This is a genomic window from Aeromonas rivuli (assembly GCF_020149575.1).
Classification (GTDB): domain Bacteria; phylum Pseudomonadota; class Gammaproteobacteria; order Enterobacterales; family Aeromonadaceae; genus Aeromonas; species Aeromonas rivuli.
Window position 1 is genome coordinate 401,173 of sequence record NZ_CP079742.1, and the last position, 25,507, is coordinate 426,679.

A 25,507-nucleotide genomic window follows, 5' to 3' on the forward strand; every position below is an offset into this window, starting at 1 on the left:
ACAGACAAGGCGATGTGATCCTGTGCCACCCCTGCCTCGCGAATTGCCCATTCTGCTTACCCCCAGGCTGCTTCTGCGCCCGCTCGATGGGCGGGACGACACCGATCTCTTCGCCATCTATGGGGATCCCGAGGTGATGCGCTTCGTCGGCGAGCCTCCTTTTCCGTCCCTCGCCACCGTCTCGCAGATGCTGGCGAGCGTCGAACGTTTGCTGGCCGCGGGGGAATCTCTGGAGTGGGGATTGACCCTGCGGGAGAGTGGTCGCCTCATCGGTACCTGCGGCTTGCACAGTTTCACGCCGGACCCCGAACGGATTGACCTTCGCCAGGCCGAGCTCGGCTGCATGCTGGCTCACCACCATTGGGGCCTCGGCCTGATGGACGAGGCGCTGGGGGCCGTGATGGCGGTTGCCCGGGAACTGGGCATCGCCACCCTGCTGGCCGATATCGAGCCGGATAATCTGCCCAGCCAGCGGTTGTTTCGGCGGCTGGGCTTCATCTGGCAGCGAGGTACTTATTACCGACTGAGGCTGGATGAAGGGATCACTCAATGCCCCGAGTGAGACGGCTCCGGTGCTCGCTGACGTCAAACTGTTGAACGGTACCGCGCTGGCGCCCATGACGAGCACCCGCTGCTCGTGCATGCTTGCCCACACCGACTTGCTGGCCGGGGAGGGCGGATCCGCAGCCACCAGCGCTAACCCCCTCAGCGAGCCCGCAACAGCCAGCCACTGACCCGGTTCGCCGCCAGCAGTCGGTAGGCGAGCAGGGAGAGCACCAGTAGCACCGGCACCTTCACCAGCTCCCACCACAGCAGCTTGCCCTGGGGGCCGAACACCATCAGCCAGACCACCAGCATCATATGCAGGCAGTAAAGACCCAACACTTTGGGGGCCTGGCGTTCCAGCCAGCTGCCCTTGCCCCAGCTTGGGTTGGCCAGCAGCAGGCCGAACAGGCCGAGGGCCCAGGGCAGGGAGCCCAGCAGGAAGTCATGACGATTGAGGGGCACGGCGGTGAAACGCAGCAAGCCCGTGGCCTCCAGGGCATAGAGGCCCATCCCCGCCACCATCAGCAGGGCGCAGCGCCTGGCATCGGGTTGCCAGCCACGCAGGCGCAGCTCGGCACCAAGGGCCACGAACAGCAGCGAGAAGAAGGGGCCGTTGCGGGTCAGCAGGGCCCACTCGCCCCCTAGCAGCGGGCCATAGGAGCCGCCGATCAGGGCAAGCCCGTAGAGCAGGGCGCCCGCCACCATGGCCAGCCGGGGCAGCCTGACCCGCCAGCAGAGGGCCAGCAGCAGAACGGCCAGCATCAGGGCGGGCAGGAACCAGAGGTGGATCATGCCCCCCACCCACCAGGCGTTGAGGGGATCCCCCAGCTGCATCTGCCACTGGCCCGCCATGGCGGGCAGATAGCCTTCCGTCATGGCCGCGACCGGGTTGAAGGGCACCAGCAGATAGACAAGGCTCCACACCAGCCAAAGCCCCAGCAGGGGGCGGCAGTAGCGCAGCGCCACCGCCATAGGCTTGCCTGCAGCCAGGGCGGGTTGCAGGAAGTAGCCAGCGCAGAGGAAGAAGAGCGGCACCGCGAAGCGGCAGAGCTGGTTGATGATGGCCCCGAGCCAGAGGTAGGGGGTGCCGTCCCAGAGGGTGGGATCGAACGGATTGCTGAAGGGGGAGAGGTGAATGGTCATCACGGCCAGGATGGCCAGGACTCGCCCGCACTCGATGCTGGAGATGCGCATGATACCTCGTTGGCGCTTTGGATCAGGGGCGCAGCATAGCAGTCGCAACTGACGCTCCTCCAGCCTGGGTTGCGACAACTGTGACCCCTGCCGATGGCCGGTTACCCTTTGTTACCCTGGCGCGGACTCGGCTCCCCGGGGGGCATAGCAGGGCTTGGTCTGCCATGGATGGCTGGTTTACCATCGAGGGCAGCAAGCCACAGTCGTTGTGGCCTCATCATGGATCAGGGAGTCAGGGATGGAAGAGGTGATCAGGGCGGATCTGAACAGGGCGGAACATGGGGAGGCGCTGGAGCTCTTGCTCGATGCCTATGCCAGGGATGAGATGGGCGGTGGCACGGCACTGCCTGCGGATGTGAAGGCGCAATTGGCGGCGACGCTGGCCAAGCGTCAGGGGGCCCATGTACTGCTGGCCTGGATCGATGGTCAGCCAGCCGGGGTGGCGACCTGCTTCGAGGGTTTCTCCACCTTTGCCTGCCGTCCCTTGCTCAACATTCACGATCTGGCCGTGCACCCGGACTACCGCGGCCGCGGCCTGGGCAAGCGCTTGCTGGCCGAGGCGGAGCGGCTCGCCCGCGAGCTGGGTTGCTGCAAGGTGACCCTGGAGGTACTGGAGGGCAACCGGGTGGCCCAGGCCGCCTATCGGGCCAGTGGCTTCGCCGGCTACGCACTCGATCCCGAGCTGGGCAGGGCCATGTTCTGGCAGAAGAAGCTCTCGTGACCCTCTCCAGACCGGCACTGTACTGGGCGCCAAGCCGGCGCTGATACTGTCCGTGGCCCTTTCATTGCCGTTGCCTGCGCTGGATGCCGGTCGCCGAGGCCAGGCGGCCCCCTGGGGCGTTATTGTCTGACCGTGGATCGTCAAGTTGTCAGCCGGGTCTTCGTGATCATATGAATCTTGTTTGCTAGGATGGCCTCAGGTGCCAGGAGTGAAAAATGTCACAAAATATCTATGATAATCAGGGTTTTTTCGAAGGCTATGCCCAGTTGCCCCGCTCAATTCAAGGCTTGGCGGGGGCTCCTGAGTGGTCTTCGCTGCAGGCCATGTTGCCAGCCTTGGCAGGCAAGCGAGTGCTGGATCTCGGCTGCGGCTATGGCTGGTTTTGCCGCAGCGCCCGGGAGCAGGGGGCGAGCGAAGTGGTGGGCATCGATCTCTCCAGCAGGATGCTGGCCCGGGCGGCGGAGCTGACCCGGGACCCGGCCATTCATTACCGGCGGGAAGATCTGGCGGCCCTGGCGCTGGACGGCGCGCAATATGACCTCATCTACAGCTCGCTGGCGCTGCACTATCTGGCCGAGGTTGGCCCCCTGTTTGGTCAATTGTTCGCGGCGCTGAGACCCGGCGGCCGCCTGGTGTTCTCGGTGGAGCATCCCATCTTCACCTGCCCACGCCAGCAGGGCTGGTTGCACGATGAGGGCGGCCAGCGATCCTGGCCCATCAACAGTTATCAAGCCGAAGGGCCACGGCTGAGCAACTGGTTGGCGGAGGGGGTCATCAAGTATCACCGTACCCTGGGCGGTTATCTCAACCCTCTGATCGAAAATGGTTTCCGGCTCGTCCATGTGGAAGATTGGGGGCCGAGCGCCGCCCAGATCGCCGCCAACCCGGCCCTGAGCGAAGAGGCCGAACGCCCGATGTTGCTGCTGGTGGCCGCCAGCAAGCCCTGAGGCTGGTGCGACTCCCCGGGCCGTGAGATAACAGAAAGGCGCCTGGCTGGCGCCCCTTACCATCTAGAGACAGGACACCGCATATGGCGCTGACGGTTGAACAACTCTATGAAGTGATGGCTCAACTACCGGATCCCCTGTTCGTGCTCAGCGAGGATGGTTACTACATCGAATACCTGGGCGGCATAGAGCAGCAATCTTATCAGGATGGCAACCCCTTGGTCGGCAAGCGCTTGCAGGACATGCTGCCAGCGGACAAGGCGGCGTGGATCATGGCGCAGATTGCCCTCACCCTCGATAGCAACCAGGTGCAGGTGGTGGAGTACGAGCTGGCCGCCGCCGAGGTCAAGGATATCGATAGCGAGGCGGGCCCTCAGGGGATGCAGCGCTTCGAGGGCAAGATAGCGCCACTGCCCTCGCGCTACGAGGGCAAGCGCGCCGTCTCCTGGATGACGCGTAATATCACCCGCCAGCATGACCTGCAGCGGCGTCTGCAAGTGCTGAGCGAGACGGACCAGCTCACCGGCTTGCACAATCGTCGCTATTTCTTCGAACACTTCCCCAGCTTGGTTGCGGGCCACGTAACGGCGGGCCTCATCATGCTGGATATCGATCACTTCAAGCAGATCAACGATCGCTATGGCCATCAGCAAGGGGATGGCGTGCTGCAAGCGTTCTGTGCCTGCGTTGCGGCCCAGCTGCGCCGGGGGGATCTCTTCGTGCGCAGCGGTGGCGAAGAGTTCTTGCTCCTGCTCCCCCAGTTGCAGGGGGATGGGCTCTGGCAATTGGCCGAGCGCATTCGTGGCGCCGTCGCGGCCATGGTGCTGGATGACAAGGCGCCCGAGCTGCACATCACCGTCAGCATGGGCACCACCGAGATACAACCGGGGGAAGAGGCGGGGGCCGTGCTAGCCCGCGCCGATGAGTGGCTCTATCGCGCCAAGCGGGCGGGCCGCAATCAGGCGGCCCACTGTCCGGCACCCTGAATCACGACACTTTCTGGCCCATCCCGCCCCAGGGCGATGACGGTATCAGGGCGCTTTTCCCATGGGGCGGGCGCTTGGTCGCGTTCTTGATGACTCTTTCCTTGGCCTGGTACCTTGACGAACAGGATTGCGAACTGTTCTCATAGCCCCTCCCTGCTATTCATTGGAACCTTGCCATGAAAAAAATCCTGTTGATTGCCCTGACCTCACTGCCGCTGTTTGCACAGGCTGGCCTGCTCGATGCCGTCACGGGCGCCGTCTCCGACAGTACCAAGGAGATGGCTCTCGGCGCCGCGGATAGCTATACCAATGATGCCGTGCAGACGGCGCTTGGCATCAAGTCCGGTGTCTCGACCAAAGAGAGCATCAAGGAGAAGTTTGGTGCGCCGACCAGCACGGGCACCGAGGATAAAGTGGAGCTGTGGAACTACGACCTGTCGACCCTGAACGAGAGTTCACCGACCCTGGCCCAGACCACCAAGACACTGCTGCCGGATGCCAATCTCGACAATAAAAACGTGGTCATCCGCTTCGAAGGCGAGACGGTCAAGAGCCTGCGGGTGGCGGACAAGCCCAAGGCGTAGCCCGACGGGAGAGTGCAGAGAGAAAGGGGCTGATGAGCCCCTTTTTGTATGGCTGCATGAAGACGGGCAAGAAGAGTGCGGATAAGAAAAGGGGCCAGAGGCCCCTTTTTTGTGTCTTGATGGGTCTTACTTGTGTGCGTCGGCGAACGCCTTCATGGCGTCGGCATGTTTGGTCATGCCCTCGGCGCGCTCGCCCAGCTTCTTGATGAACTCGGCCTGCTTGACCGGATCCTCTATCTTGTCATAACGCTTTTGCAGATGAGCCTGGATCTCTTCCGGGGTCATTTTCTGCATGCGTTCCATCTTGTCGTGGCGGCCACCGTGATGCTTGCCATCCTTCATGGCGCACTCGCTCATGGCACCGGGCTGGGCTGTGGTGACGGCTTCGCTGGCGGCATAGGCACCCAGCGGCAGGCCCAGGATCAGGGTGGCGGTCAGCAGTGTCTTGGTCAGTTTCTTCATGGTGTTGCTCCTCAAGGGATGAATGCAGAGTCGGCGTGTTGCCTTGACCTCAAGTAAACACCCAGTCCGTGTCTGAACTTTGCCAGCAAGGGGCTTTTTTGTAGCAGACTGTGCCACCCCGCCCATTTGCCACAGTTTGACACAAACCCCCCGGGGGATTTTCGTATAATCGGGCCAGTTACGCTCACGCCCCTTTGTCTGAGAGAGAGTCGCGTCATGAATCAGTTGAACAACCATATCCTGGTGGTCGATGACCACGGCGAGATCCGCGACTTGCTCAAGCGCTTTCTGGAGCAGCATGGCATGCGGGTCAGCTGTGCCCGCGATGGGCGCGAGATGAAGAAATTGCTGGAGGAGCGCGAGTTCGATCTGCTGGTGCTCGATCTGATGCTGCCCGGCGAGGATGGTCTGACCCTGTGCCGCGAGCTCAGGGTCAAATCCAGGCTGCCCATCATCATGCTCACCGCCATGGGGGAGGAGACAGATCGCATCATAGGGTTGGAGATGGGGGCCGATGACTATCTGGCCAAGCCCTTCAATCCTCGCGAACTGTTGGCCCGGATCAAGGCGGTGATGCGCCGTACTCAGGCCGATCAGCAACCCGCCGCGGAGACGCTGTCCCGGGATTTGCGCTTCGACCGCTGGCTGCTCGACATCAATCGCCGGGAGTTACTCGATGAGGATGGGGTGGGGCTGAGCCTCTCTACCGCCGAGTTCGACTTGCTCAAGGTGTTTCTGGAGCGGCCCCAGCGGGTATTGAGCCGGGATCAGCTGCTGGATCTGGCCCGGGGCCGGGAGGCGGTAGCCTTCGATCGCGCCATCGATACCCTGGTCAGCCGACTGAGGCGCAAGCTGGAGCGGGATCCCAAGAATCCCGAACTCATCAAGACCATCTGGGGCGGCGGTTACCTGTTCGCCGCCGATGTGACCCAGGTCTGACGCCATGGCCTTCATCAAGCGGCTCTGGCCCAAGGGGCTCACCGGTCAGATAGTGCTGGTGGCCCTGGCCGGGCTTATCCTGATCCAGCTGCTCAGCATCCAGATCTACCGCACAGATAGAGAGGAGGCGCTGGGGTTTATCAATAGCCGCAATGCCATGCAGCGCATCGTCTCTGTGGTCAGGCTGTTGACCCTCTCTCCCCCCGAGTTGCACCGGGAGATATTGAAGGCGAGCCGCAGCGAGACCCTGTTCCTGCGCCTCGCCCCCGAGCCGCTGCAACCGGACAACCGCAGTCCCCGCTTCGAGGCGCTGGTGCGCAGCAAGCTGGGCTATCCCCCGGATCTGATGGTGGAGATCAGTGCCGAGCTGAGCAAGGATGCGCCCCGCAGCCGGGCCTGGCGCCATCATGTGCGCATGATGGATGATCGCAAGGGGCCGCCTCCCCAGGATATGCGGCTCTACGGCTCCATCGAGCTGCCGGGGGGCCAGTGGTTGCAGTTCAGTTCCCTGGTAGACAAGGAGGCGGGTACCTGGTCGCGGCAGACCACCTTCAACCTGCTGCTGGTGGCCAGTCTGGTGATCGGCATGATGATCTGGCTGTTTCGCCGTGCCACGCTCCCCCTCAAGCAGCTGGCCCATAATGCCGACAAGCTGGGGCGTGGCGAAGAGACGGCGTTGCTCAAGGAGGAGGGGCCGACCGAGATCCGCGACTCCATCCAGGCATTCAACCGCATGCACACCCGGCTCGATCGCTTCGTGCAGGACAGGACCCAGATGCTGGCTGCCATCTCCCATGACTTGCGCACGCCCATCACCAGCCTGCGGCTGCGCAGCGAGTTTCTGGCCGATGGTGAGGACAAGGAGCGCATTCAGCAGACCCTGCAACAGATAGAGCAGATGCTGGCGGCGACCTTGAGCTTTGCCCGGGACGAAGGCACCCAGGAGCAGACTCGGGAGCTGGACCTGGTCAGCCTGCTGGAGAGTCTGTGCGACGACTATGCCGACATGGGTCAGCCGGTGCATTTCGAGGCAGAAGGCAAGCTGGTCTACGCCTGCCGTGCCAACACCCTGCGCCGGGTGTTGCAGAACCTGATAGGCAATGCCCTCAAGTACGCGGGGGAGGTGGAGGTTCGCCTCGAACCTGGCCCTCAGGAGTTGATCATTCGGGTGCTCGATCAGGGGCCAGGCATAGCCCATGACCAGCTCGACGAAGTGTTCAAGCCTTTCGTGCGCCTGGACGAGGCCCGCAATACCGAATCGGGCAGCGTGGGGCTGGGGCTCTCCATCGCCCGTACCCTGGTGCACCAGCACGGCGGTGAGTTGACCCTGCATAACAGGGCCGAAGGGGGACTGGAAGCCAGGATCAGCTTGCCACGCTAGGGTGATGACGCTCGCCAGCACGCCCCCACTCGCCACAAGACAAGAGGCCCGCATTATGCGGGCCTCTTGTATTGCCGGGAGGGTGATTAGAACTGATAGGTCAGCCCCAGGTTGTAGCGGCGCCCGTCCAGCACTGTGCCGTAGCTACCGTAATCCACCGTCTTGTCCAGCAGGTTGTAGATGCCCGCAGTGACGCTCAAGTCCTGGTTGGCCTTGTAGACCAATCCCGTGTCGAAGAAGGTGTAGGAGGGCGTGCCGTCGGCCATTTTGGCGCGACTCTGGTAGTCCGAGGTCTTGCTGCGGAAGTTGACCCGCGACCAGAGGCTGACTTGCTCCGTGGTTTGCCAATCCACCGAGGTATTGAACATGTGGCGCGGCATCTGGTTGAGGGGTTTGCCAGCCATGGGACCGCTTTTCTGCTCGGATTGGGTGTAGGTATAACTGGAGGCCAGGGACCAATCGGTATTGATCGCCCAGTTGGCCGTGCTCTCCACCCCGCGCATGTTCGCCTCGTCGACGTTGATGCGATCGCTGATGAAGTCATAGGTGTAGCCATTCAGGGTACAGCTAGGGTCACTCTTGCTGGAACAGCGCCGAACCTCGGAGATTTTGTTGTTAAAATCGGTGTTGAACAGGGTCAAGCTGGCATTCAACCCTTGCTGACCATCCCACAGCAGCGCTATCTCTTCACTGAGGCTGGTCTCTGGCTTGAGGTCCGCATTACCGACCAGGATGCCATCCTGGGTGCCACCTCCGGTGGCCTGACCCCAGTTGGCGGCAGACATACGCAAGTCAGGGGAACGATAGCCGGTAGAGACGCCTCCCTTCAGGGTCCAGAATTCGGCAGGATGCCAGACGCCATACAGGCGTGGACTCCAGTGGTCACCATAATTCTCGTCCTGATCCAGGCGCACACCGGCGGTGAGGGCGAAGCTCTCGGTCATGGCCCACTCATCCTCCACAAACAGCGCCCAACTCCAGCGCGTCAGCTGATCGGCGCTATTGGCCACCTTGAGCTGGTTGCCCTGATCCTGCAGATCCTCATAGCGGTACTGGCCACCGATGCTCAGATAGTGATCGCCGAGTATGAACTGGGTGTGGGTGTCGGCTATGGTGTTGAGCATCTTCATCTGCCGACCCGGATTGGTGTTCTCCTCGTGTTGCAGATAGCTGGAGGATGAGCCGAACTCATATTGGCCGTCGTGGGTGATGGCGTAATTGGTGCGCTCGTAGCGATTCAGGCTCGGCTTGGCTTTGGTGGGAATCGAGTCACCTGGTGTGCGATCCCTGTCTTGCAGGCCGCGACTGGCCTCGAAGTCGAACCTGTTGTGTTCATCTGGCGTCAGACTGAATACGGCAGTACCACTGCGCATCTCTTGTTCGGCAAAGCCATTCTCGAACTGATCCTCATCTCGATGGGAGAGCAGACCATTGATCCTCACCCCCAGCAATCCCTCGACCAAGGCGCCCGCCGCATAGGCGTCGGTCTGGAAGATATCTCCGGACTCCTGATCTTCCTGAAAGGTGGAGTCGGCGTGGAGTGAGCCTTGCCATGCGGTCATGCTGGCGCTCTTGCAAGTGATGACGTTGATGACACCGCCCATGGCATCGGAACCATAGCGGGAGGACATGGGGCCGCGTACCACCTCAATGCGATCTATGGCTTGCAGGGGAGGCAGCCAGCCTTGTTCTATGCCAGGACCATCGCTGTTGGGGCGAGTGCCACGACTGTCGACCCGTTTACCATCGACCAGCATCAGTGTGTATTTGGAGCCCATGCCCCGGATACTGATGTCGCTGCTGCTGCCCCCCCCTGTCACCACAACCCCGGGCACGTCTTTCAAGGCATCGGTGACGTCACGATAGGCGCGCTTCTCCAGCTGTTCGCGTGTCACGACCGAGATGGAGGCGGCGGTCTCTTCAATCTTCTGCTGGAAACCTGAAGCCGTGACAACCATCACTTCGTTCTGGCTGGCATGAGCCTGGCTGGCAAGGGCTGCGAATATCAGAGGGGCAAGGGGGGTAATGCGTGTGCTGGTCATGGGAACCTGAACTCCTGGGAAGGAAAGTTTCTCAATCCGCCATGGCATCCCGGGATCTTGGTGTCGCACTGGGACGGCTGGATTGAGCCTCAAACGGGGAAACCGTTTCGGCAGGCATTCTAATTAAATGAGAATTAAACGCAATTGATATCTATTATCATCTTGATGGGGGCAGGAGAGAGGGAACGTGTCAGGGCAAGGAGGAGGGGGCTTCACCGTTTTTCAGGCAACTTTCAGACAACAAAAAACCCGCCTAGGCGGGTTTTTTTAATTCTTGCAGTGGTCAGTCAGCAGACTTGGGTCTGGTTACTGGCCCTTGGCTTGAATTACAGACCAACTACGTTGGCAGCAGCAGGACCTTTCTGGCCTTGCTCGATGGTGAACTCAACGCGCTGACCTTCGTCCAGGGTTTTGAAGCTGGTGGACTGGATAGCGGAGAAGTGTACGAACACGTCTTTGCTGCCGTCAGCCGGGGAGATGAAGCCAAAACCTTTTTCAGCGTTGAAGAACTTAACGGTACCAGTCATTTTGTTAGACATAATAATTTCCTTTACAGTGTTTAAGTGCCATATGGCAATTTATGATTTTTCGTCAGAATACGTATGGCGCACTAAAGAAGGAGAATTATTTGATAAGTGGAATCCGAGGACAACTCTTATCTAATCACTGCTTTACTAGAGACTACCTAACATAATGTGGTCTGAACTACCGAACCATCGAGAAACATTAAAACATGCCATCTCAGTGATGGCAATCTTTATCTCGTAAATCATTTCTTTCAGCAGCCGATCTGGTGATCACTTTCCCCAAAAAAGAGACTTGAATGGTTCAGGTGCTTTTTGAGGAGAAAAGAGGCAGAACCTTGTATGGCCTGCCTTGGCGCTGAATTATCGCCCCTGCCTACTGGGTATAATGCCGGAGGGCGGGTCGGGTGAAAAAACCTGAAAAAATTGTGGTTAAGGGGCGATCCGAGTCAGTCTCGAACTCGCCACTCGGGATGTGTTGTCCCTGGGTGACGAGCCTGAGTGGTCAGCGGCGGCCGCGGAACTTGTCGCTGACGGAGTCAATCCAGCTGAAGGTCTCTGGCAGCACTTGGTTGCGAGCCCGTTCCTTGGCTTTCTCGCGAGCAAGGCGAGAGGCCTCTTTGGCGGCTTCGGCGCGATCGGCAACCACCTTGAGGCGGCCCTCTTCCCGGATTTTGTTGCGCTCGCCATTGGTCAGCGGATGATCCGCATTGGCCTGTGCCTTTTGCAGCAATTGGGCGATATCGGCTTTTTCTTTATCGGTCAGATCTTTCATTTCCAATTTTTTCACGGGGCTCTCCTGGCAAGTTGGGAATGAAATACCTTATCACATTTCGCTGATTATTTCTTATTCTCCGCTTGCCATCACATTTACCCCCTGTTAGTGCCGAATTATTTCCCTGTTCACTTGGCTCTCTGCCGGACATATTTGTGACGAGAGATAGAACATTAAATGCGGGTTCTGGCCAGGCGTTAAATTAAATAGTGATATGCATGAATGGTTTGCTCGCTCTTCAGGTCAAAAAAGCCGATGCAAAGGGAATGAGGAGGGGGAGCAAATGGGGATGGATCCCGGCCTTGATTAGGGAGTATGCTGATTTTGCTTCCCGCTCAATGGGGAGGCAAGGAAGTACTGTAGTTTACGATTCGGATTGCAGCAGGGGTTAGCCCCCCGAGTGTCGGTCACATTTTTGGAGTTTGATGATGAGTAACAAAGAACATCACAACGGCAAAGATGGCAAGAAGAAGCCGCAGATGTCACTGAAGGAAAAGCGAGAGGCCAAGCGCCAGAAAGCCGATCTCAAGAGTGATAGCGTCATGAAGTAACTCAGCTCACTTGAGCCAGTACCACAAGCCAGCCTTCGGGCTGGCTTTTCTATTGCCGCTCATCGGGTGCCTGCTGCAGGGATCATGGTTCGGCGCCATAGTTGGCGAAGATCTGCTCGTACCGACCATCCACTCGCATCGCCAGCAGAGCCCGATCAAAATGATCCCGTACTGCCGCATTCCTGAAGGCGAAGTGATAGAGGGTGGGCTCAAACAGAACGTTGGCCCGTATCCGTTCCCGGTTATAAATGTGCGGTTCGGCTCTCTCCTGCCTTAACTGCGCCAGATGGTAATAGAAGACGCGCTCATCCATCACCACCGCATCAACCCGGCCGAGCAGCAGCTGGTGCACCTGGCCCTGCTGCTTGGCGACTTCTTCATAACGGGCATTGTTCGCGGCCATAGTGGCAAACTCGGGGCCCAGTATCTGAGTCGCCCGTTGGAAGGCGCTTACCTTGAGGGTCGTGAGTGCCGTCAGGTCGGCTACTTTGAGTGGACTGAGGGTGAATACCTGATTGTGGAAGCGGATCACGGGGCGGGAGAGGAAGGCCCCATCCAGCATGCCGGGTCTGACATTGATGATGGCGTCCAGCTTGCCGTCGGCCAGCATGCGGAAGGTGCGTTCCAGGGGCAGATATTGGAAATCGAGTTGATAGCCACTGTCCATGAAGGCGGTGTGCAGCAGATCCAGCTCTATGCCCTGCGCCTCTTTTTCTATGACGTAGGGTGGAATGGCAAAACTGACACCGACCTTGAGCGGTGCGGCACTCAGCAATCCACTCACTACTAACCCAATGATCAGGATCCCGCGTTTTATCATGTCCCACTACTCGATGGCGATTCACTGCATTATAACCTGCCCCCCTTGCACGCCCTCTGTCCCGGGACGAGAGTCGGGCAGAAATCGGGGGGGGGATGCGGCTTCTTTGCGTCAGGAATGCACGCAATGTTGCACAGGTTTGCAAAAAAAAAAGGCCCTGAATGGTCAGGGCCTTTGTAGAGCTATTAATTAGAACGGTTGCATATACCAACCCCATGTATACAAAATAAATTTGCTTTTATAATCAATAGTTTATTTGGTTTTTTTGCAATCTTCATCTTCCTTTGTGTAAACAAACGTTCAATTACTGGGGAGTTGTTTACACAATTTCTGTCTCTAACAATCAGTGTTGTATACTGACATACGCAGGGACTGCCTAACATCATCTGTCATCCATTTTTTTGGCTGCCAAGTGTAGCGAGGCAGGGCGAGTACACTAAAAGGCGCCTGTGAAGGTGCGATTAGCAGTGCTGTAATTGGTACCCAAACCATCAGGCCCCGACTATGAGCAACCAGATTCTCTCCGCGACTGCGGCCAGCATCACCGAACTGAAACGCAACCCGATGGGCACACTCAAGAAGGGCAATGGTTCTGCCGTTGCCATCCTCGACCGCAACGAACCAGCCTTCTACTGTGTGCCCCCCGAACTCTTTGCCTACTATGTCGAGCTGGTCGAAGACGCCGAGCTTAACCGGATAGTTGAGGAACGCATGGCCTCACTTGACAGGGTCAGCGTCTCGCTGGATGACCTATGACGACAATTGCACATTTTCACAGCTTGTTTACAAGTGTCTTGGCTAAAGTGTAGAGGGGGTGTAATGAGAGGCAAAGATTTAACATTTAACCGTTATGACGCAGCGGTTTATCTGCGAAATGAGCAAGACATAAAAGCTTATCTGGAAGCTGTATTAGAGGATGGTGACCCTTCGATGATTGGTGTTGCTCTCGGCAATATCGCCCGTTCTCGGAGCGTTAGCCAACTTGCAATGGATGCCAAAATGAGCAGAGATAGCATCCTTGACGTTTTGTCAGGTCAAGGGAACCCAAGTTTCGCCACAATAGCAAAACTGGCAAATGTATTGGGATTTCGGATAGAACTAATGCAAAACTCAGTTAGTAGGCTTGTGGAACGATAGCTTTTAGCTATTCCAGCACTACAGATCTAACTTGAGTTGGATTAACTCCACTGGCAATCAAAAGAACAGTGCCGGTGACACAGCAAAGCGCTTGCTTAGCGCCTCGATATGTCGGCGAGTCAGTTTTTTACCCTCGGCTGCATTGAGCAGTTTGCTAACATTGGACTTGGAGCCCAGCTCAGGCAGGTCAGCCACTCCCAATCGGTGTTGAATCATCAACGTCTTCAAGACAGCAATGCCCGGCTCCACGCATGCCAAAGCCTTGTTGAAGTCGGCAAACTCGTCAGCCCCGTCTTCCCAGCGCTCGATACTGGTTGCAAGCAACTCAATCAATTGCTTATTGGTGTCATAGTTATCGACCAGCTCGCCCACCAGCTCAAGAGCTCGCTCATAATCATCCTGATTATTGATGTGGGCGATGTAGGGCACTTGGGCCAATGCTTCTCTAATCTGAACCAGCGCAGGGTTTAACATGATGGTTACTCCTTGTTTCACCGGTACTTGCCATGAATAACGTTTATCTGGATCAGGTGATTCTGTCAGAAATGAGAGCGGCGCTCAAAGAGTGAGCACTCATGTTCTCACCCGAATATGAGAACACCCAGCGATCGGTTTACTGCTGAGGATTGAATGGCCCCAACTGAGGCTTGTCGTTTCACGTCAGAGACTTGTTCGCACCTTCCTTAGCTATTCCAGCACTTCTGTGCCATATCCTCATAAGACGGTATCTAACCGATGTGTAGTCAGGATTCATGACACAATACCATGTTCGATCCGACCAATGAGCTCGACCACCGCTTGGACTCCCATTGCCGTAGCTAAGACATCTGCGGGCTTCTCACCCCCCAGCCCTTTGGTAGAACAATGTAACCATGTCATAGCCATAGCAAGATCACCATCGTGTAGCGAAATTGCCGCATCAAGAGCTTGTATGACTCCGTATAGCCTGGTTCCTTGCGCAAGAGTTAGAGCTGTTCCATGCCTGAGCTTGCGGTTTACGGTACTCCGACTAATCCCGGTTAGATGGCAAATCGTCTTCATGTCAGACCTGACTGACTCAATGAGACGAATGAGAATGCCGGGTGTGATACCTGCAACAATCCACAAATGAATGCCCAATGGGTCGCTCGGAATGCCTAGGGATAAAGCAAGACTGTGGACCGTTGAGCGTGGGCGGTTCGGGCGATATGCTGGGAAAGTCATCATGATGGTTGTGCTCCTACTCTCCAGAGATAGCCTTAAAAATAACCATAAAGAGATCTTGCGGGAAGGCTATGGAGGGGGATGATGCACAGAACTTTAGGTGCTCCCATACGACTCCATCAATTTTCAAGTGATTTCATTTAAAAAAAACATACACTTAAACTTTAGGTTTTTCCCACACTACCTTTCCCTACAACTTTAGCCATTTCCCATACTAGCCTCCCCATAGATCAGTCGATCTGAGCGGAAATTTTGGCTACCTTCCTCCACTACAACAACCTTGTTCCTGCGGGCCTCGTCGGAGGTTACGAACTTTAGGTGTTTCCCATACTCAGCCACCCATCCATCCCCCTCTCACCCCCCCATTTTCTGATTGACACTATATTTCCTATGCGTTACGTTTAATACTGGTTAGCGCGACCTAGCAGCTCACGGCTAAAGCGGAATGCAGCGCAAACAAAAATCAGATTTTTTGATTAAAGTTCTTCATATTTTTATGGTTCGTGAGCACATAAGAGTAATAAAGAGGAGCTTAATCAATGTCTCGATATCCTACTTGTGTCGAATCAAGGGCACATGCAAAGTTCATTTCAAAAACATTAGATATAAGCCTCAGCTATGCACAAGATGTAGTCGCATTGCGCTATAATTGTGAAAGTTGGGCGTGTCTAGCTCACCGCTTTGGAACTCAAGCAGATAAATACTTTGCTTTTTATGGCTTAGTTAACACTGCTGATAGAGATAACTTCAAGAATATCATATCCCCATATAGTCAAGAATTGAAAAGTCATTTTAATCCTGAAAGACATGTTAAAGAAAGTCTTATAGGAAAAATTGTCGAAGGGAAAATATCAAGGATATCCGGATACATTATATCACAATTCAATCAAGCAATTAACGAAAGTGAAACGTTATCGGCAGAGCGTATTATATCGTTGTTGGAGTATTATGACGATAGCGCCAGCCATGTGTTAACTAGTTTTATTCGTCAAGGAAATCCATCGATAATCAATCTGCACATAGAACCATGGGTATTTGGTCAACATTTTTACTCTTACTATTACTTTAAAAATAAAACAGTGAAAATTGTTAGCCGGGAATGGGATCTTGAAATAGAAACCATTACTAGTCGAAAGATTTCTGCTAAACCTTGGTTTAAACAATATATGCTAGGGTTCCTCACGAATATTGCCAGGCAATTTATCTCTCTGGGCTTTGACGGTGCAATAAAAATTTGCCGTATAAATAATTTCGATGTAATAGATTTTCAAAATGGTAAAATAACGCCATATCATTGTGCCGGGATTTGCGAATTGTTTTCCTCCTTGCGAAATCTTGGTGGAAAAGGACAGTGGTCAATCAATGATAATGGGGTGCGTTATGACTATGGAATTGAGATTCCTTTCACGAATTTAAAGTGAAAATTCGGTTGAATAATGTATGTGATGGTGGTTTTTGAGACCATGATATCTCTCATGGCCACCCTCATAATTCATTGCCTCCGTTGTTAATCTGACATCTGTTTAAGATGTGGAAGGATGTGAATTATGAGAAATAAGTATATAATTTCATTCGTTATGACATGGTGGACCATCTGCAAAATACAGTAAGATATGCACACCTATCTCTATACTGTATTAGGGAGGTGGTAATAAGCCACCAAATAATGGATGGCAAGTTGTCACTTTATATTTATTGAATCAATGCAATTATTGCTTTCAGAGGGAAAGAAATGTCGTTAAAAATGCCTGGGTTGGCAAAAGAAATTAGCCATCTTTCATCAGAAGATATTGAAGTTTTGTATAAAAAATATTTAGATGGAGAAAAAAATTCAGACTTAGTCAAAGAGTATAAAATAGATGTAAAACCTAATAACCTGCTTAAAATCCTACCGCCACGCATTCTCATAGATCAAAATTGCCCTTGTTGTAATATTCCCATGTATAAAAAACGGGATAGCAAGAATCAGTCTAGTTGGCAGAGACCTCCTATAGAGTGTTTTAATTGCGAGCACAAAATATCTAATGAAAATAGATTTATAGAAATTAATTGTTCGTGTAAACATTGCGAGCAAGTTAAATTTGAGGAACAGGAAGCGGCGGATAAGATAAAGAGGAAAGTTATAGAGGGTAAATGCAATCCTGACATCATAAAACCAACTATTTATTCTGAGCTGAACTTTTCATGTAAATTATCATTGCTGACGTTATTCATAATGCAAACGGAAGAAGAATCTGATCGCATACTTCCACTAAATTACTTGACCAAGTCAAAGCTATTCACTCCGACAGATGAAATGTCTGATGAGTGCCTTAGGGTGCTGGCCGATGTTCAAGCGATTATTGTAGATCCACAATCTGATTTGAGAGCATTCCCAGAAGGTCATGATTGTTATACGATTAATTTCGGCGACGTCAAATGGATTTCAAATGTAGCTTTTCACTCTGAAGATCGCGCCCCCCTAAAAGATGTTTATAATAAAATATATGATGAATTAAGTAACGGAGTACAAGCTCAATGGGAGAGTGAAATATATAATATTATTTTTAAGATTGCCAGAGAGGAAGTTCTTCAATATATGGCTTTGAAAGCCGATGAATTGAAAATGCCAATTTCTGCAACGAACAAAACGCCGGCGGTTGTGAATCAACTTCTCCGTAATTTTTCAGTGCAAGAAATATACTATTTTGTAAGGAAATCGGTTGAAGATGCACAACTCTACTACGCAAAAAATGGGACGATAAGTAAAAAACAAGCTAGTAATATCATTCCTAATAAGATGTTGTCTCTCGGAGAGCGTGCGCTTAATGAAAAATGGGAAACCTATAAATCCAATCGAAATTCAAAATCCCCACGGTCTGCTATAAGTGAAGTGTTCTATGATTTTTTCCTGCGAGATAAAGATGCAGGCTTTGTAAAGGCCCCAGGAAAATACTGGGAGCAAGAGCTATATCCTCAAAGGTTTAGTTCACGAGAGTCTGGTAACATTCCAGAATCTTGTGATGATAATATATTTTTTTGTAACGACTGCAGTTCTAACACAGTTAAAACAAAAATGAGAAAAAATGAAATAGAAATTCACTGCCATGCTTGTGGATTTATAGGCAGGTTTACATCGACGGGATAAAAGCCTGAACGCCCCTTTTGACTGTAAAAATTGCCTTTAGGGACGGTGTAATAAACAATTTAACACAAAGATGTCCCCTATAATCGATGAGGCAGGAATGATGAAAATTTCCAGTTCCATCGAATAGGAAATTTATTCGCTCCTTCCCAATAAGATTGGGTCGCAAAAAAGAAGGTTAGAACAAATGGCAGAAAGTAAAAAGAAACGAAAGAAGACCGCTAAGATCGTGGATGGCGCGATGCTTAATAACGCCACTTACGCAGTTAAGGGGGCTGGAAATAGTAAGCCATCCAAGAATATGGTGATGAAAATTAATGCAAAAGAATGTTCTACGACCAAGAAGGCCATTGAAGCCGGAAAGAAAATGGCCACCATAGAAGCCTATGCAAAGGAGCACAAGATCACCGTTACTCAGGCCATGATTTACTTCATGAATTAGACTAAAGCCACCACATGCGCAGGATCTTAAGAAGCAGAAATCTCGGCTATCTTCCTTCACTACAACAGCCTTTTCCTGGGGGCCTCTTAGGAGGCTAAGAGCTTTAGATGTTCTCCATACGCCTTCATCAATTTCCAAGTTATTTGTTTTTAAAAACATACAGTTATACTTGGTCAGTCCATACCCTTACAACTGCTTTTTCGGCGGGTCTCGTCAGAAGCAGCAAGCTGCATGTGTTTCCCATACCACCATCAGGGAATGCTGGGGCAAATACTCAGGTAGGCACAGCTGCCACAGCGCCTACTTTTGGACGCAGCTCGGTCACCTGCCGCAAAGCGTTGGGCCATTTTGTAAACGGATGTACTTTCGGCCCTTTTAGAAGGTCCGTTCATAACATGTTGGTCGGTAATGATGGAGTGAATCGTCGCACTTGGTCTCTGGGATCCATTGATGTCCAGCATCATAGGACGCAGATGGCTAAGGGTGTACTGAATCCCCGCCTGTGCCCGGATCCAATGCAACTGTCCCTTATCAGTGAGCATCCAGGGGAGTGTAATTCGTATGCCGTTAACTTCGGATACCATGCCTTCTTCGACGGTGCCGCTGACACGACTAACGACAGAAAGCCCACGCTTGGCAGAGGTTATTGCATCGCCCATCAAGCCAGGATCTTCCTCTTTGCTCGGCAAACCGTAGGATACCCAGGCTGCATGGAATGCTGTCGCTGGGACAACACTATCTCTTGCAACGGCCAGTAGCATGTCTACGATGGCCCGGCGTGCGCGGGTTGATACGTCGATGTTTTGCTCAGCAGTAAGCGAAAGCTCATAGCGATAGTGAAACTGCAAGGGACAGTTCATGTATACCCGAAACGCCTCATAGCTCAGTGTGGGCATTATGGTACTTCTGACTATAGGTATAGGCCTTTCTGGTGCTGGCTGTACCTTTACTCCAGAGCGCTTGACTAAGCTCGAGGTGGAGGCACGATTCAGTGGTACGGGACGCGGCCACCCGCTGATCTCATATAAATAGAGGTAATCACGTGCACGAGAGAGAGCGACATACAGGAGGTTATTACGTTCTACCTGCTCCTCGAAAGAAAACTCCGGCGCGGTGCTATTCAGTACCTCAGGAGGTATGAGTTCCAACCTCCGCACATCGTACGCAAAGGGTTGATTAGGGCCGTATGAGGTGACATCTATATCTGCCACATGGACTGCTGGATACTCAAGTCCTTTGCTTGAGTGCACAGTCATGACACTTACAGCATCCAAGACTTGCGCCTCTGGGGGCAAACCTCGATCGCCTAACTTCTCTCCGATTCTGCGACGTATCTCTTCACGAAGCAGGAACTGGGAAAGTCGTGCTTGGCGTATATCTCCGTCATCATTGCGCACTGCGTAGACAAACAGCCAGAGCGCTAAGCGTTGGGCATTTGCTTGAATCGTCTGGTCTGCGTGGTTTGGTAGCCCATAACGTTGATCGAGCAGAACTCTGGATACAAAATCCCACGGCATGGAGTTTCTCTTTAGTCCGGTCAGTAGCAAGGCGAGGTTTGTCTTGGCTCGCTGGCCAGCTGGCGAGAGACCGGGAGTGGGCAGCCATAACCAACGTCCTCTCTGCATGCTTAATCCAGCGCCTTTGCGTGTCAGGAACATTAGATATTCGATGTCCTGAGGGAGCATGCAAAACGCTGGCTCTGATACCAAACCCACCAAAGAGCGCGGTTGTCGCATGCAGAGTAGCTCCATCAGGCAGAGCAATCGCTTTATCTCGGGACGCTGGCAGACATCGCCAATGTGCAGTACCGGCACATTCAAATTTTCAAGAGCTTCCACAATCTGCTCAACATTTGCAGATTTACGGCTGATCACAACTTGATCCCTATATGGGACTCCCCTCTGTACCAACCCATTAATACGTTGGGCAATCGTGACGGCTTGGGAGGGTCTTGAGTCACATTCGTACAGAGTCGGCACAACCCCGATCGATGGACGAAATGCATTGACGTGCTCCAGCGCCATCCGGTCGCTTAAGGCGTGATGGGTACCTGCGCATGAAAATAGCTCCAAAATCTCTGGGGTGTTTCGTCGATTAACATCCAAGGAGTAACGCCGCACAGTAGCGCCTAGAATGGTGCTGCGGAAGGTAGAATCGAAATTCATAAGGCTTCTGATCGAGGCGCCTCGCCAATGATGGATGGCTTGGCGCACATCGCCAACCACCCAGAATGACTGCGCATTCAGCGCCAATTGGCGAAGAAGATCGACCATTACTTCGGTGACGTCTTGGTACTCGTCTACCAGTACATGCGAGTAATGATCGATGTATTGGGCAACTGATGCTCGGTTTTGCTTGGCGAGAGCTGAAGGGAAGCCAATCAAGTCAACATAATCAACCAGTTGCTCTGCTCGCATTGCGGTTTCATAAGCCTCGAACAGGGTGGCAATGTCTTCACGCTCTTTTGACACATCAGGCGCACAGGGGGGCAGAGTAGCAAGCCGCGCTCGGTAGTCGGCGGCGGTGAGGCATTCTTCCTTGAGCCGTTTGATATGCTTTAGGACGCCGGGGAGCCAATCATAAGGATTTTGAAGTCGCAGGTAGTACTTAAGCTGCACCTTGGGCAGTGTGCTCACCATAAGGCGAACTTGCATCAGCGAGTCTGCAAGTCTAACGTCGGATTGGAGGCCAAAGAACTGATGGTATTTACGAAGAAATTCGAGTCCGAAGGCATGAAACGTCCCGGCCCAAACGTCGGAGGCCCCGACGATACCAGAAATCTTAAGGCGCTCTACCAGCTCATTGGCTGCTTTGTTGGTGAAGGTCAACACGAGAATTTGATTGGAAGGGACGCCTCGTTCAACCAAGTGTTTAATACGATGTATCAGTGTAGTTGTTTTACCCGTTCCTGGTCCTGCAACGACATTGACGAAAGTTTCCGAAGCAGTGGCGGCATCGCACTGCCCCGGTGTCATGGGTGGCAAGGATGGCGGTGGGGTTGGAGGCAATATAGGTAGCAGGATTCCATCAAACAGTTGTAGGCGAACGATTTCCAGCGGTATCTGCAAGTCGTCCGCGATGATTGTGGCACCGATGCCGCGTTGGAACAGCTGTCTTGCAACACTACGTGGTAGTAGTAGCTCGCGGGCAAAGACATTAGCTTGAAGCTCCAAGCGTTCACGAGCTCCGTAAGCCTCGACTGTGACCGTAGCCTGACTCCCATAGGAGTCTGTCATGTTGTTCAGGTGGGCAATAGTTTGTGCTGGACGGTCACCGTCAAGATACCAGTGTCCCAATTCGTGGGCGATGAGATATGCCGTTTCGCCGGGAGGTGCATCGTTGCGAACATAGATGGTTTGAATCTCTCGCTTCAGTACTCCACAGCCGCCGCCCAGCTCAGGGTGCCCGAAAGGTAGTAATTCGATCGCAACTTCGAGTGCGTTTTCAACTTGGGCCAGTATTTCAATGGAACTTACGCCCCCCAGAGAAGCGTCCAATCCAACCAGAGCTTCTCTGATTTCAAATGCTTGCCGACGCGCCCGGTCAAATGGGTTCACACTACTAGCTTTCCAGCTTCAGAAGGCGTTCTTGCTCGTCGGCAGGTAGTTGAAGCTCTTTGACTGCGACACTCCAAGCTTTTCGCTGCACTTGCACAGCAGGTTTAGTGTTAGTCGCTTTAAATGCTGGCACCGCCTGAGCGGCAAACTGGCGCTCCAGTGCAACCGACACCACACCGAGAGGTACTTCCAAGCAGGCGGAAAGCTTCTCATACACTCGTGCCGGTGCCAGTACAGTACCACCTAGAACCATGTTGGTCAGCGCACGATGTTTCCCCAAGCCGATTCTAGGCGCTAGTTCACGAGCCTTGACCCCACAGGACTGCTGAATTAACAGCATGGCCTCTGCAATAGCTTCATCCGTGATACCCGGATCTGAAGGTTCTGCGCGCACAGCTGTAGCTTGAGGGCAATAGCTCAGCGCATCGGCGAGAATGTAATTAGCGAATGACGAAAGCGAGCGCTCGTGCTCCCCTGCCCGTAACCGGGTTCTCATAACCAAGCGTCGGTCAGCCCGGATTACCCAGTTTTCAGATTTCGCCCCTTCATAATCGTTGGCCTTGCGCTCGTAATCGGTCAGTAGGTCTGAAGGACTTATTGTCCTCGATTCTTTATCAAATCTGGCCAAGCCCTCTTGCAACAAGTCCCGCGCAGCGATCGACACCGAGACTGCACGCCTTTTTGCTACTTTCTTGACCTGCTCGTGCAGCGAGACCTTGGTAGTTAATCCAATTTGCAAGCGTGTAACTTGAGTGCCTTTATTCGTATTCTTAGTAGTAGCAGTAGTTTGCATGGTTGCCTCCAAAGCCTGCTTGTCGACAGGCGTAATGCTTGAGACCGGTGCGATCCCTGATAGTTCGCTAGTGCGAACTTCAGGGAGCCGTTCCACCAGCACAGACATCAAGCCGAGCAGCAAATGCGGCTCGTCCTTGCCAGTGACCACCACTGGTTGGCCATTGGCCAGAGCCATCTCACACTCAATACCTTGGGGGATTTCTCGCAGACGCATGAATGGTTTGAGATGGGCTAGGAAACTAGCGCATCCTTGGAGATAATCAGCACTCTGAAGCGTCAGCATTTTCATAGACAAGATTGGTCACTAGTAGGAGCGCGCGTGAGGATCACGCTGGCGTATATCGATTTTATATCACTCACGAAGAAAGGGGCACAATTGATCGAGGCAATTTTTTCACAAGCAGTACGTGCCGCAGTCACCAATTGGCGAGCTAGCCTAACTATTGAGCAAATGCTTGAATATCTGACGCGTCCTGTTGCACTGGGCCGTGAGCTGGTGCCGATGATCGAGCATGAGTTGGAAGGTCGTGATTGCAGCCGTGCCAAGGTTAAAGCTCTCGCGTGGGAGAAGCCCTTCTTGAAACTTGAGGCTGCTTTCGAACCATCAGGCCTTCCGGAAACCCCGATAGATTTTCGCCCTGTTCCTAATGTAGAGGGGACTGTGCTCGCTCGGGTCACTACGATCGCCTGTCTTGCAGCGATCGATTCTGTTTCGGTTTCTTATGGATCCGAAAATGAGGGTGACCTATTCGTGAATTTGGTAGTGTTTCCACCAGGTAAAGGGGTATTCACCGACAAATCAGCTGGCAAGATGAGTGGGCATACAGATGGCGTTTCCTTCCCGCTAAGGGGTTATCACGACCCAGAGAATAACCGTATTGCCCCCTCTCCTGACTTCGTCTGCTTGTCTGCACTACGTAATCCGAAACCGGTGCCCACTACGGTCATGCCTCTCAAACACCTCATGGCACGCCTGAGCCAAGAGCATATTGAAGAGCTGCAGAAGCCTCAGTACATCATCGGCTCACAGCTAACCTTCCGCGATGGAATGATTAGACTCCTGGGTGATGAGCTCGAAGTCGATGACGCGAAGCTGCTCTTCCCAATGAGTGGAAACTGGTGGATCCGATTTAGCCATAGCAGTACACAGGTTGCTGAGATCGGCCAAAAATCTGCCCAAGAGGCTATGGACGCCCTGAAAAATGCGTGTGCGGAGTGCGTGATTGGTGTTTCGCTACAACCAGGTGATATCGCTCTGGTAAATAACCGCATAGCGCTGCATGGTCGCAGCGAGGTTGGGCAGGAGTATGGTGGACAGACACGCTGGCTGTTACGTACATACGGGCTGGATGTTTCGGATATCGCTCCCGATCAGTGGCATGAAGACAGCACTTTCATGTTGTATCCGTAAGTTAAAGCTTCGACTGGCGTTGTTGAATCGCCCCTACTTTCCTAGACACCTCAAGAGCCTCAAACTGAGGTCATTCAGGAGGTGTTATGAGCAAGCAGCAACGTTACACGGAAGAATTTAAACTGGCCGCCGTCAAGCAGGTGACTGAGCGCCATTACCCAGTGGCAGAGGTCGCCGAGCGACTCGGTGTTTCCAGCCACAGTCTTTACGCCTGGATCAAACGCTATAGCCAACCCGACGTGCAGCAGCATGAGTCCAGCCAGCAAGCCGAGATCCGCCGTCTCAAGGCCGAATTGCGCCGCGTCACCGATGAGCGAGATATCTTAAAAAAGGCCGCCGCGTACTTTGCCAAGCTGTCAGGGTAAGGTACGCCTTCATCCGGGAGCACGAGTCCACGCATCCCGTCCGCAGGCTGTGCCGGATGATGAATGTCCATCCGAGCGGTTATTACGCTTGGCAGCGGCAGCCCTTATCTACCCGAGCCCAGGAGGATCAACGCCTCCTGGGCCAGATCAAGCAATGTTGGCTAGAAAGCGGGGGCGTCTATGGTTATCGCAAGATCCGGGATGACCTGCGAGAAATGGGCGAGACCTGTGGCAAGCACCGGGTGGCGCGATTAATGCGACATGAAGGGTTACGTTCACAAACCGGCTATCACCGCCGTCCAGGCCATTATGGTGGCCGGCCAACGGTGGTTGCACCGAATCATTTGGAACGTCAGTTCGATGTGACCGAGCCCAATAAGGTCTGGGTAACGGACATCACCTACATTCGCACCCATGAAGGCTGGCTCTATCTGGCTGTGGTATTGGATTTGTTCTCACGACACGTCATTGGTTGGTCGATGGGGCAGCGGATCGACCGAGAGCTGGCCATCAGTGCGTTACTGATGGCGGTGTGGCGACGGCGACCCGAACAAGAAGTGCTGGTTCATTCCGACCAAGGGAGCCAGTTTAGCAGCTATGACTGGCAGGATTTTTTGCGGGAAAACCGGCTCAAGGCCAGCATGAGCAGGCGCGGCAATTGCCATGATAACGCGGTAGCGGAGAGTTTCTTCCAGCTCCTCAAACGCGAGCGTATCCGTCGCAAAACCTATGTGGATCGTGAGGAAGCCCGGCAGGATGTGTTCGATTACATTGAAATGTTTTACAACCCCAAACGCCGGCACAGTTTCAACAACGGGCTATCGCCAGTAGAGTGTGAAAAGCAATATTTCGAACGGCTCAAAAGTGTCTAGAGAAGCCGGAGCGATTCAACCTTCTCTATCCAAAAGGACAGGAAGGCGTTCACCTGAGGTGAGCATGAGAGTCTTAACACGGTAGCCAGTGGACATTTTGTTTACACATTTTTCAATGTATACGATAGC

Annotated in this window: 25 protein-coding genes; 15 read left to right on the forward strand and 10 right to left on the reverse strand. The window is 53.7% G+C overall.

Features of this window, described 5'->3' with window-relative positions; genetic code table 11:
* The first annotated feature begins 22 nt into the window (after positions 1-22).
* Complete coding sequence (locus KYK33_RS01800; protein ID WP_224431864.1) at positions 23-562, forward strand: GNAT family N-acetyltransferase; 540 nt, start codon at positions 23-25, stop codon at positions 560-562.
* A 143-nt stretch (positions 563-705) separates the two neighbouring features.
* Here KYK33_RS01800 and KYK33_RS01805 read toward each other — a convergent pair whose 3' ends face one another.
* Complete coding sequence (locus KYK33_RS01805) at positions 706-1,740, reverse strand: acyltransferase family protein (RefSeq protein ID WP_224431865.1); 1,035 nt, start codon at positions 1,738-1,740, stop codon at positions 706-708.
* A gap of 238 nt (positions 1,741-1,978) precedes the next feature.
* Between KYK33_RS01805 and KYK33_RS01810 the strand changes: the two genes are divergently transcribed.
* From KYK33_RS01810 to KYK33_RS01825, 4 genes are all read left to right on the forward strand, one after another.
* Positions 1,979-2,461 carry a GNAT family N-acetyltransferase gene (locus tag KYK33_RS01810; protein WP_224431866.1) on the forward strand — a complete coding sequence of 161 codons (483 nt, stop codon included), beginning with the start codon at positions 1,979-1,981 and terminating at the stop codon, positions 2,459-2,461.
* Positions 2,462-2,676: 215 nt separating this feature from the next.
* Positions 2,677-3,408: a class I SAM-dependent methyltransferase gene (locus tag KYK33_RS01815; protein ID WP_042042038.1), complete on the forward strand. Its 732-nt coding sequence runs from the start codon at positions 2,677-2,679 to the stop codon at positions 3,406-3,408.
* An 83-nt stretch (positions 3,409-3,491) separates the two neighbouring features.
* Complete coding sequence (locus KYK33_RS01820) at positions 3,492-4,394, forward strand: sensor domain-containing diguanylate cyclase (protein ID WP_224431867.1); 903 nt, start codon at positions 3,492-3,494, stop codon at positions 4,392-4,394.
* Between the two features lie 176 nt (positions 4,395-4,570).
* Entirely contained in the window at positions 4,571-4,978 is a 408-nt protein-coding gene (locus tag KYK33_RS01825; RefSeq protein ID WP_224431868.1) for a hypothetical protein, read from the forward strand.
* A gap of 126 nt (positions 4,979-5,104) precedes the next feature.
* On the opposite strand, the gene KYK33_RS01830 is transcribed toward KYK33_RS01825, so the two are convergent.
* On the reverse strand, positions 5,105-5,440 hold the full coding sequence (locus KYK33_RS01830) for a hypothetical protein (protein WP_042042035.1): 336 nt from the start codon (positions 5,438-5,440) through the stop codon (positions 5,105-5,107).
* 216 nt (positions 5,441-5,656) lie between these two features.
* Between KYK33_RS01830 and KYK33_RS01835 the strand changes: the two genes are divergently transcribed.
* Entirely contained in the window at positions 5,657-6,379 is a 723-nt protein-coding gene (locus KYK33_RS01835; RefSeq protein ID WP_042042034.1) for a response regulator, read from the forward strand.
* Positions 6,380-6,383: 4 nt separating this feature from the next.
* Positions 6,384-7,760: an ATP-binding protein gene (locus KYK33_RS01840; protein WP_042042033.1), complete on the forward strand. Its 1,377-nt coding sequence runs from the start codon at positions 6,384-6,386 to the stop codon at positions 7,758-7,760.
* Between the two features lie 86 nt (positions 7,761-7,846).
* Here KYK33_RS01840 and KYK33_RS01845 read toward each other — a convergent pair whose 3' ends face one another.
* The 3 genes from KYK33_RS01845 to yjbD all read right to left on the reverse strand — a co-directional run bounded on the left by KYK33_RS01845 (position 7,847) and on the right by yjbD (position 11,116).
* A complete protein-coding gene (locus KYK33_RS01845) occupies positions 7,847-9,802 on the reverse strand; it encodes a ligand-gated channel protein (RefSeq protein ID WP_224431869.1) in 1,956 nt (651 codons plus the stop codon).
* A 326-nt stretch (positions 9,803-10,128) separates the two neighbouring features.
* The gene (gene cspE, locus KYK33_RS01850; protein ID WP_005316548.1) at positions 10,129-10,341 is read right to left on the reverse strand and encodes a transcription antiterminator/RNA stability regulator CspE; all 213 of its coding nucleotides are present in this window, start codon (positions 10,339-10,341) and stop codon (positions 10,129-10,131) included.
* A 490-nt stretch (positions 10,342-10,831) separates the two neighbouring features.
* Complete coding sequence (gene yjbD / locus KYK33_RS01855; protein ID WP_040319253.1) at positions 10,832-11,116, reverse strand: DUF3811 domain-containing protein; 285 nt, start codon at positions 11,114-11,116, stop codon at positions 10,832-10,834.
* Positions 11,117-11,529: 413 nt separating this feature from the next.
* Between yjbD and KYK33_RS20105 the strand changes: the two genes are divergently transcribed.
* On the forward strand, positions 11,530-11,652 hold the full coding sequence (locus KYK33_RS20105; RefSeq protein WP_157013978.1) for a hypothetical protein: 123 nt from the start codon (positions 11,530-11,532) through the stop codon (positions 11,650-11,652).
* Between the two features lie 82 nt (positions 11,653-11,734).
* On the opposite strand, the gene KYK33_RS01860 is transcribed toward KYK33_RS20105, so the two are convergent.
* A complete protein-coding gene (locus KYK33_RS01860; protein ID WP_224431870.1) occupies positions 11,735-12,472 on the reverse strand; it encodes a substrate-binding periplasmic protein in 738 nt (245 codons plus the stop codon).
* 504 nt (positions 12,473-12,976) lie between these two features.
* Here KYK33_RS01860 and KYK33_RS01865 point away from each other — a divergent pair.
* Entirely contained in the window at positions 12,977-13,228 is a 252-nt protein-coding gene (locus KYK33_RS01865) for a plasmid stabilization protein (RefSeq protein ID WP_224431871.1), read from the forward strand.
* 63 nt (positions 13,229-13,291) lie between these two features.
* On the forward strand, positions 13,292-13,609 hold the full coding sequence (locus KYK33_RS01870) for an addiction module antidote protein (RefSeq protein WP_224431872.1): 318 nt from the start codon (positions 13,292-13,294) through the stop codon (positions 13,607-13,609).
* Between the two features lie 57 nt (positions 13,610-13,666).
* Here the strand turns inward: KYK33_RS01870 and KYK33_RS01875 are convergent, their stop codons facing one another.
* Both KYK33_RS01875 and KYK33_RS01880 read right to left on the reverse strand, forming a co-directional pair.
* Positions 13,667-14,083 carry a helix-turn-helix domain-containing protein gene (locus KYK33_RS01875; protein WP_201889060.1) on the reverse strand — a complete coding sequence of 139 codons (417 nt, stop codon included), beginning with the start codon at positions 14,081-14,083 and terminating at the stop codon, positions 13,667-13,669.
* Positions 14,084-14,359: 276 nt separating this feature from the next.
* On the reverse strand, positions 14,360-14,815 hold the full coding sequence (locus KYK33_RS01880; RefSeq protein WP_318010409.1) for an antitoxin Xre/MbcA/ParS toxin-binding domain-containing protein: 456 nt from the start codon (positions 14,813-14,815) through the stop codon (positions 14,360-14,362).
* Positions 14,816-15,351: 536 nt separating this feature from the next.
* Between KYK33_RS01880 and KYK33_RS01885 the strand changes: the two genes are divergently transcribed.
* The 3 genes from KYK33_RS01885 to KYK33_RS01895 all read left to right on the forward strand — a co-directional run bounded on the left by KYK33_RS01885 (position 15,352) and on the right by KYK33_RS01895 (position 18,378).
* Complete coding sequence (locus KYK33_RS01885) at positions 15,352-16,233, forward strand: hypothetical protein (protein WP_224431873.1); 882 nt, start codon at positions 15,352-15,354, stop codon at positions 16,231-16,233.
* A gap of 311 nt (positions 16,234-16,544) precedes the next feature.
* Positions 16,545-17,939, forward strand: coding sequence for a hypothetical protein (locus tag KYK33_RS01890; protein ID WP_224431874.1), 1,395 nt, complete (start codon positions 16,545-16,547; stop codon positions 17,937-17,939).
* Between the two features lie 184 nt (positions 17,940-18,123).
* A complete protein-coding gene (locus KYK33_RS01895) occupies positions 18,124-18,378 on the forward strand; it encodes a hypothetical protein (protein ID WP_201889063.1) in 255 nt (84 codons plus the stop codon).
* 251 nt (positions 18,379-18,629) lie between these two features.
* On the opposite strand, the gene KYK33_RS01900 is transcribed toward KYK33_RS01895, so the two are convergent.
* Positions 18,630-21,935 (reverse strand): UvrD-helicase domain-containing protein, encoded by a 3,306-nt coding sequence (locus KYK33_RS01900; RefSeq protein WP_224431875.1) that lies wholly within the window; start codon positions 21,933-21,935, stop codon positions 18,630-18,632.
* 4 nt (positions 21,936-21,939) lie between these two features.
* Positions 21,940-22,905, reverse strand: a complete 966-nt coding sequence (locus KYK33_RS01905; RefSeq protein WP_201889065.1) for a hypothetical protein — start codon at positions 22,903-22,905, stop codon at positions 21,940-21,942.
* A 144-nt stretch (positions 22,906-23,049) separates the two neighbouring features.
* On the opposite strand from KYK33_RS01905, the gene KYK33_RS01910 reads away from it, so the two are divergent.
* Together KYK33_RS01910 and KYK33_RS01915 are read left to right on the forward strand one after the other, a co-directional pair.
* The gene (locus KYK33_RS01910; protein WP_201889066.1) at positions 23,050-24,141 is read left to right on the forward strand and encodes a TauD/TfdA family dioxygenase; all 1,092 of its coding nucleotides are present in this window, start codon (positions 23,050-23,052) and stop codon (positions 24,139-24,141) included.
* Positions 24,142-24,227: 86 nt separating this feature from the next.
* Positions 24,228-25,378, forward strand: a protein-coding gene (locus tag KYK33_RS01915) for an IS3 family transposase (protein ID WP_224431203.1) whose coding sequence is annotated in 2 segments (ribosomal slippage) — positions 24,228-24,462 and positions 24,462-25,378 — 1,152 coding nt in all. Because the reading frame shifts where the segments join, the coding sequence is not laid out codon by codon here.
* Positions 25,379-25,507 lie beyond the last annotated feature (129 nt).